This window comes from Micromonospora sp. AMSO12t, assembly GCF_008806585.1.
Lineage (GTDB): Bacteria > Actinomycetota > Actinomycetes > Mycobacteriales > Micromonosporaceae > Micromonospora > Micromonospora reichwaldensis.
Window position 1 is genome coordinate 1 of record NZ_WAAS01000028.1, and the last position, 12797, is coordinate 12797.

At 73.8% G+C, this 12797-nt stretch carries 13 protein-coding genes; 4 read left to right on the plus strand and 9 right to left on the minus strand.

The features are described 5' to 3' along the window. The first annotated feature begins 225 nt into the window (after positions 1 to 225). The gene (locus tag F6X68_RS06840) at positions 226 to 1860 is read left to right on the plus strand and encodes a glycoside hydrolase family 13 protein (protein ID WP_151453446.1); all 1635 of its coding nucleotides are present in this window, start codon (positions 226 to 228) and stop codon (positions 1858 to 1860) included. Between the two features lie 177 nt (positions 1861 to 2037). Further along, the gene (locus F6X68_RS06845) at positions 2038 to 2409 is read left to right on the plus strand and encodes a VOC family protein (protein ID WP_151453447.1); all 372 of its coding nucleotides are present in this window, start codon (positions 2038 to 2040) and stop codon (positions 2407 to 2409) included. Positions 2410 to 2448: 39 nt separating this feature from the next. Here the strand turns inward: F6X68_RS06845 and F6X68_RS06850 are convergent, their stop codons facing one another. The 6 genes from F6X68_RS06850 to F6X68_RS06875 all read right to left on the minus strand — a co-directional run bounded on the left by F6X68_RS06850 (position 2449) and on the right by F6X68_RS06875 (position 7108). Next, the gene (locus tag F6X68_RS06850) at positions 2449 to 2889 is read right to left on the minus strand and encodes a hypothetical protein (RefSeq protein ID WP_151453448.1); all 441 of its coding nucleotides are present in this window, start codon (positions 2887 to 2889) and stop codon (positions 2449 to 2451) included. Between the two features lie 88 nt (positions 2890 to 2977). Next, positions 2978 to 3346, minus strand: coding sequence for a GntR family transcriptional regulator (locus F6X68_RS06855; RefSeq protein ID WP_225852028.1), 369 nt, complete (start codon positions 3344 to 3346; stop codon positions 2978 to 2980). Positions 3347 to 3360: 14 nt separating this feature from the next. After that, complete coding sequence (locus F6X68_RS06860; RefSeq protein WP_151453450.1) at positions 3361 to 4284, minus strand: YihY/virulence factor BrkB family protein; 924 nt, start codon at positions 4282 to 4284, stop codon at positions 3361 to 3363. A 135-nt stretch (positions 4285 to 4419) separates the two neighbouring features. After that, entirely contained in the window at positions 4420 to 4977 is a 558-nt protein-coding gene (locus F6X68_RS06865; RefSeq protein WP_151453451.1) for a 2'-5' RNA ligase family protein, read from the minus strand. Between the two features lie 46 nt (positions 4978 to 5023). Beyond that, complete coding sequence (gene trpS, locus F6X68_RS06870; RefSeq protein WP_151453452.1) at positions 5024 to 6049, minus strand: tryptophan--tRNA ligase; 1026 nt, start codon at positions 6047 to 6049, stop codon at positions 5024 to 5026. A gap of 33 nt (positions 6050 to 6082) precedes the next feature. Beyond that, positions 6083 to 7108, minus strand: a complete 1026-nt coding sequence (locus F6X68_RS06875) for a hemolysin family protein (RefSeq protein ID WP_151453453.1) — start codon at positions 7106 to 7108, stop codon at positions 6083 to 6085. A gap of 176 nt (positions 7109 to 7284) precedes the next feature. On the opposite strand from F6X68_RS06875, the gene galE reads away from it, so the two are divergent. Both galE and galK read left to right on the plus strand, forming a co-directional pair. After that, on the plus strand, positions 7285 to 8268 hold the full coding sequence (gene galE, locus F6X68_RS06880) for a UDP-glucose 4-epimerase GalE (RefSeq protein ID WP_151453454.1): 984 nt from the start codon (positions 7285 to 7287) through the stop codon (positions 8266 to 8268). Next, positions 8265 to 9425, plus strand: a complete 1161-nt coding sequence (gene galK, locus F6X68_RS06885; RefSeq protein ID WP_151453455.1) for a galactokinase — start codon at positions 8265 to 8267, stop codon at positions 9423 to 9425. Before galE ends, galK begins: the two co-directional genes overlap by 4 nt. Positions 9426 to 9550: 125 nt before the next feature. Here galK and F6X68_RS06890 read toward each other — a convergent pair whose 3' ends face one another. The 3 genes from F6X68_RS06890 to F6X68_RS06900 form a co-directional block, all read right to left on the minus strand. Beyond that, positions 9551 to 10855, minus strand: coding sequence for a sulfate adenylyltransferase subunit 1 (locus tag F6X68_RS06890; protein ID WP_151453456.1), 1305 nt, complete (start codon positions 10853 to 10855; stop codon positions 9551 to 9553). Then, positions 10855 to 11766, minus strand: coding sequence for a sulfate adenylyltransferase subunit CysD (gene cysD / locus F6X68_RS06895; protein ID WP_151453457.1), 912 nt, complete (start codon positions 11764 to 11766; stop codon positions 10855 to 10857). Before cysD ends, F6X68_RS06890 begins: the two co-directional genes overlap by 1 nt. Positions 11767 to 11847: 81 nt before the next feature. Then, a complete protein-coding gene (locus F6X68_RS06900) occupies positions 11848 to 12681 on the minus strand; it encodes an inositol monophosphatase family protein (RefSeq protein WP_151453458.1) in 834 nt (277 codons plus the stop codon). Positions 12682 to 12797 lie beyond the last annotated feature (116 nt).

The following is a 12797-nucleotide window of genomic DNA, read 5'->3' on the forward strand; positions in this document are numbered from 1 at the left end:
TGACCGCCCCGGCTCCCGCCTGACCGCCCTCTCCGACCCGGCCGCACGCCCCGGAAGGGCTCACCGGGCGTGAGCCGGCGGAGTCTTGGCGTGATCATTGCCATTTCTTGCGCAAGGAATGCTTGACTCTTGCAGTCGCGGGCGGCATTCTGCTCAGACACCGCACCCGCACCCGCGCCACGCCGGGTGCCGCCGGCCCGCGCCACAGAACGGGGAACGCCACCGATGACCGTCAGCAACCCCACCCCGCTGACCTCCGACGACGACTGGTGGCGCTCCGCGGTCGTCTACCAGGTGTACGTACGCAGCTTCGCCGACTCCAACGGCGACGGCGTCGGCGACCTCCAGGGCATCCGTGAGCGCCTGCCGTACCTGCGCGAACTCGGGGTGGACGCGCTCTGGCTGACCCCCTTCTACACCTCCCCGATGATCGACGGCGGGTACGACGTCGCCGACTACCGCGACGTCGACCCGATGTTCGGCACCCTCACCGACTTCGACAACATGATCACCGACGCGCACGCCCTCGGCCTGCGGATCATCGTCGACCTGGTGCCCAACCACACCTCCAGCGCGCACCCGTGGTTCCAGGCCGCGCTGGCCGCCGGCCCGGGCTCCGCCGAGCGCGCGCGCTACCTCTTCGCCGAGGGCACGGGCGAGAACGGCGAGCTGCCCCCGAACGACTGGGAGAGCATCTTCGGCGGCCCCGCCTGGACGCGCATCGACGACGGCCAGTGGTACCTGCACCTGTTCGACCCGGCCCAGCCGGACCTGAACTGGCGCCACCCCGAGGTGCGCGCCGAGTTCGAGGGCGTCCTGCGCTTCTGGCTCGACCGGGGCGTGGACGGCTTCCGGATCGACGTCGCACACGGCATGATCAAGGCCGAGGGACTGCCGGACGTCGGGTTCAGCTCGATGACCACCGGTCAGCGCCAGGCGGAGCTGCTCGGCAAGGGCCGGCTCCCCTACTTCGACCAGGACGAGGTGCACGACATCTACCGCGCCTGGCGGCCGATCCTGGACAGCTACCCCGGCGGCCGGATGGCGGTCGCCGAGGCGTGGGCCGAGACCCCGCAGCGCCTCGCCCGCTACATCGGCCCGGACGAGCTGCACCAGGCGTTCAGCTTCGACTTCCTCGACGCGACCTGGTCGGCCGACTCGTTCCGCAAGGTCATCGACACCGCGCTCGCCGAGTCGACGATCGTCGGCGCGCCCACCACCTGGGTGCTGTCCAACCACGACAAGCAGCGGCACGTCACCCGCTACGGCGACGGCGCCGAGGGGCTGCGCCGGGCGCGGGCCGCCACCCTGCTGATGCTCGCCCTGCCCGGCTGCGCCTACATCTACCAGGGCGAGGAACTGGGCCTGCCGGAGGTGCTCGACCTGCCGGACGAGCTGCGCCAGGACCCGGCGTTCCTGCGCACCGGCCAGAGCCGGGACGGTTGCCGCGTGCCGATCCCGTGGAGCGGCGAGCTGGCCCCGTACGGCTTCGGGCCGCAGGGCAGCGAGCTGAGCTGGCTGCCGGCCCCCGCGACCTGGCGCGGCCTCTCGGTCGCCGCCCAGGCCGGCGTGCCCGGCTCGACGCTGGAGCTCTACCGCACCGCGCTGCGGATCCGCCGGGAACACCCGGCGCTGGCCGCCGACGCGGGCGGAGTCACCTGGTTGGAGGCCGGGCCGGGCATGCTCGCCTTCAGCCGCGCCGCCGGCGACACCGTGCTGACCTGCGTGGTCAACATCAGCGGTGCGCCGGCCCTGATCGACGGGTACGGCGTGCCGATCGCCGCCAGCGAGCCGCTCACCGGGCAGGGCTCCGGCCATCTGCTCGGAGTCGACGCGGCGGCCTGGTTCGAACGGCGCTGAGCGGGTAACCCGTCATCGACCTGGTCGTCCGTTGTGCCCCGCGCCGACGGGCGACTGGGCTACCGACCCCTTGTGGTGGGGGGTGAGGTGGCGCCGGCGTCATCGGAGTCCGCTCCGGCGGCGCCGGCGTCCATCGGAGCGCGTGTCGCCCCCGGCCCCTGCGGGTACGACGGACCCATGGTGGTTCGCGTCGCGCAGTACACCCTCGACGTCGTCGATCTCGACCTGATGGCCGGCTTCTGGGCGGCGGCGCTCGGCTACGCCGTCGACGCCGGCGGCGACGGCAGCGCGAAGCTCCATCCCCCGGACGACCGGGTCGGGGCTCCCACCGTCTGGTTGCAGGGCTCCGGCACGCCCAAGCACGGGAAGAACCGGCTGCACCTGGACGTGGTCGCCGACGGCGATCCGGCGGACGAGGTGAGCCGGTTGATCGGGCTCGGCGCCCGGCCCGCGGACGTGGGGCAGCGCAGCGACGAGGGGTTCACGGTGCTGGCCGACCCGGAGGGCAACGAGTTCTGCGTACTGCACAGCTCGCCCCACCGCCGCTGACCCGCGCCGCCCGGGCGGCCCGGCCCCGCCCGGGCCGGCTCAGGCGCCGTTGGTGAGCTTGGCGGCGATGCGCCCGAAGCCCGCTCGCAGCTCGGCCTCGGTGGGCGGCGCCAGCGGCTCCGCCAGGTCGGCCTCCTCGGCCGCCGCCTCCAGTTCCTCGTCGATGGTGTCCTCGAAGTCGCCGTAGAGGTCGGCCTGGTCGAGTTGCGCCGCCTCGTCCTCGGCGGCGACCTGCGCCGCGGCGATCTCGCCCCGGATCTCCTCGGCCGAGACCGCGGGCAGCAGCGGCTCGACCACCGCCATCAGCTGCTCCTCGGCGACGATCGCCTCGGCCAGCGCGAGGGCGTGCGGCCGCTCGTAGGGGCCGCAGACCACCGGCTCCCACTCGTCGGCGTCGCCGAGCGGGCCGAAGGTGATGATCCACGGCAGGCCGAGCATCGGCGAGTCGTCCGGCAGGTCCAGTGTCACGAGTGCGCCCACGCGCCCATCATGGTCCGTCACGCCCCCGGACCGGGAGGCATTCGCCCCTAATTCACCGCCGTCGTGGCTGTCAGGACTCCGCCGCGCGTCAGCCCGGCCGGGCCGCGTTCAACGCCGCGCGGACCAGGGCCAGCGCCGCCGCGGGCGGCACGCCCAACCGGGCGGCCTCGGCGGCGTAGTCGGCCGCGACCCGCTGCAACCGGTCCGTCGCGTCGTCGCGCCCGGGCGCGACGAAGGTGCCGTGCCGGCCGCGGGTCTCCAGCAGACCGGCCGCCTCCAGCTCCCGGTAGGCCCGCGCCACGGTGTTGACCGCCAGCCCGAGGTCGGCCGCGAACGCCCGGACGGTGGGCAGCCGGGTGCCCACCGCCAGCCGGCCCGTCCCGATCAGCTCCGCGAGCTGCCCGCGCACCTGCTCGTACGGCGGCACCGCCGAGGCCTGGTCGACCGAGATCCGCACGCCCGCTCCCCCGCTCATCCGGCCCCGCCCGGGGTGCCGGGATCCGTCTCCGCGTCCGTCTCGGCCGGCGCCGGGCTCGCCGCCAGGTCCACCACCCGACCGCGCGGGCTGGTCGCGGCCAGCGCCGCGCCGAAGAGCACCAACTGGTTGAGCAGGTAGAGGTAGAGCAGCAGGCCCACGGCGCCCGCCACGACCGTGTACGCCGGGTTCCGCTCGGTGCGTACCACGTAGAAGCGCCCGACGGTGTTCAGCAGCGTGATGCCGACCGCGACCAGCAGCACCACGGGGCGTAGCCGGGACCGGGTCATCCGCAGCCTCGGCACCGCCACCAGCAGCAGGGTGGCCAGCACCGCGTTGACCAGCACGCTGAGCACCGCGCTGACCGTGGTCAGGCCCGCCGAGCCGGTGCTGCGCAGCAGGAAGCGCAGCAGCGACTCCAGGGTGTCCACCGCCGCCACCGAGACGCCGAGCAGCACGAAGATGACCACCAGCACGCCGAGGTCGACCAGGCGGCGGACCACCAGGTTGCCCGGTTGCTGGTTGAGCCCGTACATGAGCCGCTGGGAGGAGCGGATCGCCTCGACCCAGCCGATCCCGGTGAACGCCAGGATGATCAGGCCGACCACCCCGACCGTGCCGCTGCTGTCGGCGATCTGCACGGGGTCGAGGAACGGCAGGTTCTCCCGGAGGAAGTCGGCGGCGGCGTCGCTGACCTCGTCGTTGTCCTCCAGGATGGCCCCGAAGATCGAGTACCCGACCAGCGCCAGCGCGAAGACCGCGAAGAAGCCGTAGTAGGCGATCGCGGCGGCCAGCCGTCCGCCCAGCACGTCGGTGTAGAGCACGCCGGCCCGCCACAGGTGGTCCGCGACGCCCCACCGGCGGCGCACCGCGCTGATCCTGCTGTCGATGCCCGCCTCGATGCGGCTCAGCACGTTCACGCCGTCATCCTCGCCGATCCTTCGCCCCCGCGCGGGCAACCGGACGCCGCCCCGCACCGGGCGGCGGTCGTCCGACGCGGGCCGGCGCCGGGAAGGTGGGCGCCGTGGCGCTCGTGGCGCACCCGGGCCGACCGCTCAGCCGCCCAGCCGGAAGTCCCGGCGCGGCTGCCACCGGGTCTGCCCGCTGTGCGAGAAGAGGGTGAACGCCTCGACCTCGAACATGGCCGAGAAGTCGGCCAGGTCCTCGTACGCCCGGTCCAGCGCCTCCGGCGCGACGTCCTGCGCGACCGTGACGTGCGGGTGGTACGGGAAGCGCGTCTCGCGGTGCAGCTCCGGGGCGGCCCTGATCGCGGCGGCGAGCAGCTCGCACTCGCTGATCCCGGCGGCCACCGCCACGAAGACGACCTGGGTCACCGGCCGGAACGTCCCGGTGCCCCGCAGGTGCAGGGTGAACGGCAGGTGGGCGGCGGCGACCGCCCCGAGGTGCCGTTCCACCGCCGGCAGCGTCGCCACCGGGATCTCCGTCGGCCCGAGCAGGGTCACGTGCGCGGGCACGACCCGAGGGTCGCCGGCCTCGACCCGCCGCCGGGTGAGCATGCCGCCCCACGGCTCCGGGATGTCGACCGCGATGCCGATCTCGATGGTGTCACCGGCGTCCGGCGTCCCGTCCCTGCGATCCACGCTGTGCGTCATCCCTCCGGCCACCGGCCCGTCCGCCCTCACCCGTCGCGCCGGGGCGCTACTCGCCGCGCACCGGCGGGAAGAAGCCCACCCGTTCGTACACGGTGCGCAGCGTCTCGCCGGCGGTCGCGCGGGCCTTCTCCGCGCCGGCGGCGAGCAGCTTGTCCAGCTGCGCCGGGTCGTCGAGGTAGGTCCGGGTGCGTTCCTGGATCGGGCCGACGAACTCCCGCACCACCTCGCCGAGGTCCTTCTTCAGGTCGCCGTAGCCCTTGCCGGCGTACGCGGCGACCAGGTCGTCGACGCTGCGCCCGCTCAGGGCCGAGTAGATGGTCAGCAGGTTGGAGATGCCGGGCTTGGTCTCGGTGTCGAAGACGATCTCCCGCCCCGTGTCCGTGACCGCGGAACGGATCTTCTTGGCCGAGCGGGCCGGGTCCTCCAGCAGGTTGACGATGCCGGCCGGCGACGAGGACGACTTCGACATCTTGGCCGTCGGGTCCTGGAGGTCGGTGATCTTCGCGGTGTCCTTGACGATGTGCGGCGCGGGCACCGTCAGGGTCGGCCCGAACAGCGAGTTGAACCGCTGGGCCAGGTCGCGGGAGAGCTCCAGGTGCTGGCGCTGGTCCTCGCCCACCGGCACGGCGTTGGCCTGGTAGAGCAGGATGTCGGCGGCCTGCAGGACCGGGTAGGTGAACAGGCCCACGCTCGCCCGCTCGCCGCCCTGCTTCTGCGACTTGTCCTTGAACTGCGTCATCCGGCTCGCCTCGCCGAACCCGGTGATGCAGCCCAGCACCCAGGCGAGCTGCGAGTGCTCGGGCACCTGCGACTGCACGAAGAGCGTGCTGCGCTCCGCGTCGAGGCCGACGGCGAAGAGCTGGGCGGCCGCCATCCGGGAACGCTGCATGAGCGTCTTCGGGTCGTGCCCCGCGGTGATCGCGTGCAGGTCGACCACGCAGTAGTAGGCGTCGTGGGTGTCCTGCAACGCCACCCAGTGCCGCACGGCGCCCAGGTAGTTGCCGAGGTGGAACGAGTCGGCCGTCGGCTGGATGCCGGAGAAGACGCGGGGGCGGGCGGGTACGTCGGACATGGCGGCAATTCTGTCAGCAAGACCCGGTGCGCGTCATGACGGCCCGGCGGGTCGGCTCCGCCCCGTCGGTGTCGGGGCGGCGGCCTCGCGCCGTGGCTCCGGCAGGCGCCCGGCGGTGACCGTGAGCCGGGCCACCCGTCGTCCCTCCAGCGTGAGCACCCGCAGCAGCCATCCGCCGGACGGGTCGTCGGGTGCCGCGCCGCCGTCGCCGGCCGGGCCGGCGGTCACCGGCACCTCGTCGCCGGCGACCGGGAGCCGGCCCAGCGCGGCCATCACGAATCCACCGACCGTCTCGTACGGGCCGGGTGGCAGGCTCACCCCGGTGCGCTCGGCGAAGTCGGCGAGGTTGAGCCGGCCGTCCACCACGGCGGGCAGGCCCGCGTGCACCGGCTCGGGAGCGGTGTCGTACTCGTCGTGGATCTCCCCGATCAGCTCCTCGATCAGGTCCTCCAGGGTGACGATGCCGGCGGTGCCGCCGTACTCGTCGACCACCACGGCGAGGTGGTGGCGTTCCCGGCGCATCTCGCTGAGCGCGGCGAGCACCCGTTTGCTGCCGGGCAGCCGCTTCACCTCCCGGGTCAGCTCGCCGACGGTGGTGCGGGGGTCGAGGTCGGGGCGGAGCAGCACGTCGCGCAGGTGCACGAAGCCGACCACGTCGTCGTGGGTGCCGTCGACCACGGGGTAGCGGGTGTGCGTCTCGGCCCGGACCAGCCGCTCCGCCTCGGCGATGGTGTGCCGGGCGGAGAGGAAGACGACCTCGGTGCGCGGCATCATCACCTCGCGGACCAGGCTCGCGCCCGCGGCCAGCACCTCGTCGATGATCCGGCGCTCGACCGGGTCGAGCAGGGTGTTGGCGGCCACCAGGTCGCGCAGCTCCGCCTCGCTGATCCGCTCCCGGCCGGCCGCCGGGCTGGCGCCGAGCAGGGCCGTCACCGCCCGGGTGGCGGCGTCGGCGGCGCGCACCACCATCCGGGCGACGGCCCGGGGCAGCGGCCCCGGCTCGCGGCGTGGCCGGCCCCGGGCGCGTCGCCGCGGCCCGGGAGCACCCGCTTCCCGCATGACTGTGATGGTAGACAGCACGGCGCCGACAGGCTGTCCGTGTTCGGCTCTGTTCGAAGTTGGGGAATCATGGTGGAATGGCAAGGTCGCCGACGGAGGGCGGCCACCGGGCGACCGGCCGTAGGGTGATCACGACACGGGCCGCTGCCGGGCGGCCAGGCTAGGAGGAGACCGACGTGAAACTGCTCGTCACCGGCGGCGCCGGCTTCATCGGCAGCGTGGTGACCCGGATGCTGCTCGACGCCGGCCACGAGGTGGTGGTGCTCGACAACCTGCGCACCGGTCACCGGGAGGCGCTCGCCGCCGACGCGACGTACGTCGACGCGTCCGTCCACGACGCCGCGCGGGTGCTCACCCCGGGCGCGGGCTTCGACGGGGTGCTGCACTTCGCCGCGCTGATCGCCGCCGGCGAGTCGATGACCAGGCCCGAGCTCTACTGGCACGCCAACACGGTCGGCTCGATCGCCCTGATCGACGCCGTCCGGGCCGCCGGCGTGCCCCGCCTGGTCTTCTCCTCCACCGCCGCCGTCTACGGCAACCCCACCGAGCTGCCGATCCCGGAGACCGCGGTCAAGGCCCCCACCAACACGTACGGCGCCACCAAGCTCGCCGTCGACATGGCCCTCACCTCCGAGGCGATCGGGCACGGCCTGGCCGCCGTCTCGCTGCGCTACTTCAACGTGGCCGGCGCCTACCTCGACGGCGACGTCGCGCTCGGCGAGCGGCACGACCCCGAGACCCACCTGATCCCGATCGCGCTGGAGGTGGCCGCCGGCCGGCGGGAGAAGCTCCAGCTCTTCGGCGACGACTACCCGACCGTCGACGGCACCTGCGTGCGCGACTACATCCACGTCGCCGACCTGGCCCGCGCCCACCTGCTGGCGCTCGGCGCCGCCACCGCCGGCCAGCACCGGATCTACAACCTGGGCAACGGCAACGGCTTCACCAACCGGCAGGTGGTCGACGTGGTCCGCGAGGTCACCGGCCACCCCGTGCCGGTCGAGGTGGCGCCGCGCCGCGAGGGCGACCCCGCCGAGCTGGTCGCGTCGTCCGCGCTGGCCCGTGAGGAGCTGGGCTGGGTGCCGCAGAAGCCGACCCTGCCCGACATCGTCGCCGACGCCTGGGCCTTCTACCGCACGCACGTCGCGGGGCCGCGGTGACCGACGACGTCGCGGCCCGCGCCACCGCCGGCTTCCGCTCGGCGTACGGCGAGCCGCCCGCCGGCCGCTGGGCGGCTCCCGGGCGGGCGAACCTCATCGGTGAGCACACCGACTACAACGACGGCTTCGTGCTCCCCTTCGCCCTGCCGCTGCGCACGGTGGTGGCAGCCGCCCCGCAGCCCGGCGGCACCTGGACGGTCTGCTCCGAGCTCACCGGCGAGACGGTCGCCTTCGGCGCCGACGAGCTGGCCGGGCCCGGCCGGGTCGACGGCTGGGGCGCGTACGTGGCCGGGGTCGTCTGGGCGCTGCGGGAGGCGGGGCACGCGCCACCCGGCGCGCGCCTGGCCATCGCCTCCGACGTGCCGCTGGGCGCCGGGCTGTCCTCCTCGGCCGCGCTGGAGGCCGCCGTGCTGGCCGCCCTGGTGGACCTGGGCGGGCTGGACCTGCCCGCCGAGCGACGGCCCCGGCTGGCCCAGCGGGCGGAGAACGACTACGTGGGCGCGCCGACCGGGATCATGGACCAGTCGGCGGTGATCCGGTGCCGCGCCGGGCACGCGCTCTTCCTCGACTGCCGGGACGAGTCCGTCGAGCAGGTCCCCTTCGACCTGGACGCCGCCGGCCTCGCCGTGCTGGTCGTCGACAGCCGGGCCCCGCACCGGCACGCCGACGGCGAGTACGCCGCCCGCCGCGGCTCCTGCGAGCGGGCCGCCGGGCTGCTCGGCGTCGCGGCGCTGCGGGACGTCCCGGCCGACGGGCTGGCCGACGCCCTGGCCCGGCTCGACGAGGACGAGACCCGCCGCCGGGTACGGCACGTCGTCACCGAGAACCAGCGGGTGCTCGACACGGTCGCGCTGCTGCGCGCCGGGCGGGTACGCGAGATCGGCCCGCTGCTGACCGCCTCGCACGCCTCGATGCGCGACGACTTCGAGATCACCGTCCCGGAGATCGACACGGCCGTCGAGGCGGCCCTGGGCGCCGGGGCGCTCGGTGCCCGGATGACCGGCGGCGGCTTCGGCGGCTGCGTCCTCGCCCTCGTCGACGCGGAACGGGCCGACGCGGTCGCCGCCGCCGTCACGGCCGCGTACGCCGAGCGGGGCTTCACCGCGCCCGGCCACGTCACCGTCCTGCCCGGCCCCGGGGCGACCCGGCTGGACTGAGCACCGACGCGGCGCCCCGCCGGCCGCCCGGCGGGCAGCGGCGGCTGCCGGCCCGGGGCCCTGCGCCGGACGCGGTCAGCCCGGCAGTCGACGGGCGGGTGTCGGCACCCGCCCGTCGGCGGGACTCACTGCGCCTCGACGATCATCCCCGCGCCGACCGTACGGTTGGTGGCCTCGTCGATGATCACGAAACCGCCGGTGGTGCGGTTGCGGCGGTACTCGTCCGCGAGCAGCGGCACGGTGGTCCGCAACCGCACCCGGCCGATCTCGTTGAGCCCGAGCCCGTCGGCGGACTCGTCGCGGTGCAACGAGTTGACGTCCAGCCGGTAGTGCAGCCCGCGCACGATCGCCCGCGCGGAGCGGGTGGTGTGCTTGATCGCGTACCTGCCGCCGACCTGGAGCGGACGGGTCTCGTCCATCCAGCACACCATCGCCTCGATGTCCTGGGACACCGCCGGCGCGTTGTTGGGACGGCAGATCATGTCGCCCCGGGAGATGTCGATCTCGTCTTCCAGGCGTACGGTCACCGACATCGGCGGGAACGCCTCCGCGACCGGCCCGTCGGCGGTCTCCACGGCGGCGATCCGGCTGGTGAACCCGGACGGCAGCACCATCACCTCGTCGCCCGGCTTGAGCACGCCGGAGGCGACCTGGCCGGCGTAGCCCCGGTAGTCGGTGACGGTGGTGGACTGCGGGCGGATCACGTACTGCACCGGGAACCGGACGTCGACCAGGTTGCGGTCGCTCGCGATGTGCACCCGCTCCAGGTGGTGCAGCAGCGACGGGCCCTCGTACCAGGGCATGTTCTCCGACCGGGCGACGATGTTGTCGCCGCGCAGCGCCGAGATCGGCACCACCGTCAGGTCGGGCACGTCGAGCTTCGCGGCGAACGCGGTGAACTCGTCCGCGATCCGCTCGAAGACCTCCTGCGAGAAGTCGACCAGGTCCATCTTGTTGACGCAGAGGACCAGGTGCGGCACGCGCAGCAGCGAGCAGAGGAACGCGTGCCGGCGGGACTGCTCGACCAGGCCCTTGCGGGCGTCCACCAGGATCAGCGCCAGGTCGGCCGTCGACGCCCCGGTGACCATGTTGCGCGTGTACTGGATGTGCCCCGGGGTGTCCGCGATGATGAACTTTCGCCGGGGGGTGGCGAAGTAGCGGTACGCCACGTCGATGGTGATGCCCTGCTCGCGCTCGGCCCGCAGGCCGTCGGTGAGCAGCGCCAGGTTCGTGTACTCGTCGCCCCGGGCCGCGCTGACCGCCTCGACGGCGGCGAGCTGGTCGGTGAAGAGCGACTTCGTGTCGTAGAGCAGCCGGCCGATCAGCGTCGACTTGCCGTCGTCGACGCTGCCGGCGGTGGCGAAGCGCAGCAGGTCCATCGGCCTGCCGGGCGTCTCGGTGGCCGCGGGCGCGACGGTCTCGGTGGTCATCAGAAGTAGCCCTCCCGCTTGCGGTCCTCCATGGCGGCCTCGCTGACCCGGTCGTCGCCCCGGGTGGCGCCGCGCTCGGTGATCCGGGTGGCGGCGACCTCCTCGATGACCTTCTCGACCGTGTCGGCGTCGGAACGGACCGCCGCCGTGCAGGACGCGTCGCCCACCGTCCGGTAGCGCACCCGCGCCTTGAACCGGTCCTCGCCCGCCCGGGGGCGGAAGAACTCGTTGACCGCGTAGAGCATCCCGTCGCGCTCGACCACCTCGCGCTCGTGGGCGTAGTAGATCGACGGCAGGGCGATGCGCTCGCGCGCGATGTAGTGCCAGACGTCCAGCTCGGTCCAGTTGGACAGCGGGAAGACCCGGATCGACTCGCCCGGGTGGTGGCGGCCGTTGTAGAGCGACCACAGCTCCGGGCGCTGGTTCTTCGGGTCCCACTGGCCGAACTCGTCGCGGAAGCTGAACACCCGCTCCTTGGCGCGGGCCTTCTCCTCGTCGCGGCGGGCGCCGCCGAAGAGCGCGTCGAACCGGTGCTTCTCCACCGCGTCCAGCAGCACCGGCGTCTGGATCCGGTTGCGCATCCCGTCGCCCGACTCCCGCACCAGCCCGCTGGTCAGCGCCTCCGGCACGCTCGCCACCACCAGTTGCAGCCCCAGCTCGGCGACCCGCTGGTCCCGGTATTCCAGGACCTCGGGGAAGTTGTGCCCGGTGTCCACGTGCATGACCGGGAACGGGATGTTGGCCGGGGCGAACGCCTTCTGGGCCAGCCGGAGCATCACGATCGAGTCCTTGCCGCCCGAGAAGAGCAGCACCGGCCGCTCCATCTCGGCGACCACCTCGCGCATCACGAAGATGCTCTCGGCCTCCAGCGCGTCGAGGTGCGACACCTGGTAGGCGGCGGGGGCGGTCATGACACGGGCTCGCTTCGCTCGAATCCGCTCATCGATATTCCAGACCTTTCCGGTCGGGCATGCCAAGAAGTGCCGCTCAGGCTACCCGGAATGACGCTGCAACGCTGCAAGCAACCGACTGGCGAGATCCTCGCGGCAGACCAGCAGGTCCGGCAGGCGCGGATCCGCCTCGTTGTATCTCAGCGCAGAACCGTCGATCCGGGAAGCGTGCAGCCCGGTGGCCGTCGCCACAGCGACCGGCGCGGCCGAGTCCCACTCGTACTGGCCGCCCGCGTGGATGTAGGCGTCCACCTCACCGGTGACCACCGCGGCGATCTTCGCCCCGGCCGAGCCCATCGGCACCAGGTGCGCCCCGACGTCCTCCGCCAGGTCGGTCAGGAACACCGGCGGCCGGCTCCGGCTCGCCGCCAGGCGGATCGTCCGCCCGCCGGGCGCCGCGGCCGCCTCCGGGGTCAGCTGCGGGTACGCCGGCGGATAGTCGGTGCCCAGCACCCGTTGCTGCGCCGGCAGCCCGACCGCGCCCGCCACCAGCCCGTGCGGCGTCGGCGCGTCACGCGCCCAGAGCGCCACGTGCACCGCCCAGTCCGAACGGCCCTCCTCGGCGAACTCCCGGGTGCCGTCCAGCGGGTCGATGATCCACACCCGGTCCGCCGCCAGCCGGGAGACCGCCTCGGCGTTCACCTCCGCCGCCCAGGCCAGCCGCGACCCCTCGTCCTCCTCGGAGAGGACCGCGTCACCCGGCCGCCACTTCGCCAGCTCGGTGCGGATCAGGTCGTGCGAGACCTTGTCGCCCGCCGACTTCAACGCCCCCGCGTCGGCGAAACCCATCTCGGACCGCAGGCCGAGCAGCGCCTGACCGGCCCGGGCCGCCAGCCACCGGGCGAAAGCGCCGTCGATCATCGGAGGACTGCCCATGACTCCTGCTCCCGTCGCCTCGCCGTGCTCCGCACCCGGCACGCCGCCGCCGACGAGCCGCCCCGACGGTCGCGTCGCGCCGAAAGGCGAAGACTACCGGCCCCCGGCGCCCGACC

Coding starts and splice junctions, on each gene's coding strand:
- F6X68_RS06840 (WP_151453446.1), top strand. CDS start 226: ATGACCGTCAGCAACCCCACCCCGCTGACCTCCGACGACGACTGGTGG.
- F6X68_RS06845 (WP_151453447.1), top strand. CDS start 2,038: ATGGTGGTTCGCGTCGCGCAGTACACCCTCGACGTCGTCGATCTCGAC.
- F6X68_RS06865 (WP_151453451.1), bottom strand. CDS start 4,977: ATGACGCACAGCGTGGATCGCAGGGACGGGACGCCGGACGCCGGTGAC.
- trpS (WP_151453452.1), bottom strand. CDS start 6,049: ATGTCCGACGTACCCGCCCGCCCCCGCGTCTTCTCCGGCATCCAGCCG.
- F6X68_RS06875 (WP_151453453.1), bottom strand. CDS start 7,108: ATGCGGGAAGCGGGTGCTCCCGGGCCGCGGCGACGCGCCCGGGGCCGG.
- F6X68_RS06890 (WP_151453456.1), bottom strand. CDS start 10,855: ATGACCACCGAGACCGTCGCGCCCGCGGCCACCGAGACGCCCGGCAGG.
- cysD (WP_151453457.1), bottom strand. CDS start 11,766: ATGACCGCCCCCGCCGCCTACCAGGTGTCGCACCTCGACGCGCTGGAG.
- F6X68_RS06900 (WP_151453458.1), bottom strand. CDS start 12,681: ATGGGCAGTCCTCCGATGATCGACGGCGCTTTCGCCCGGTGGCTGGCG.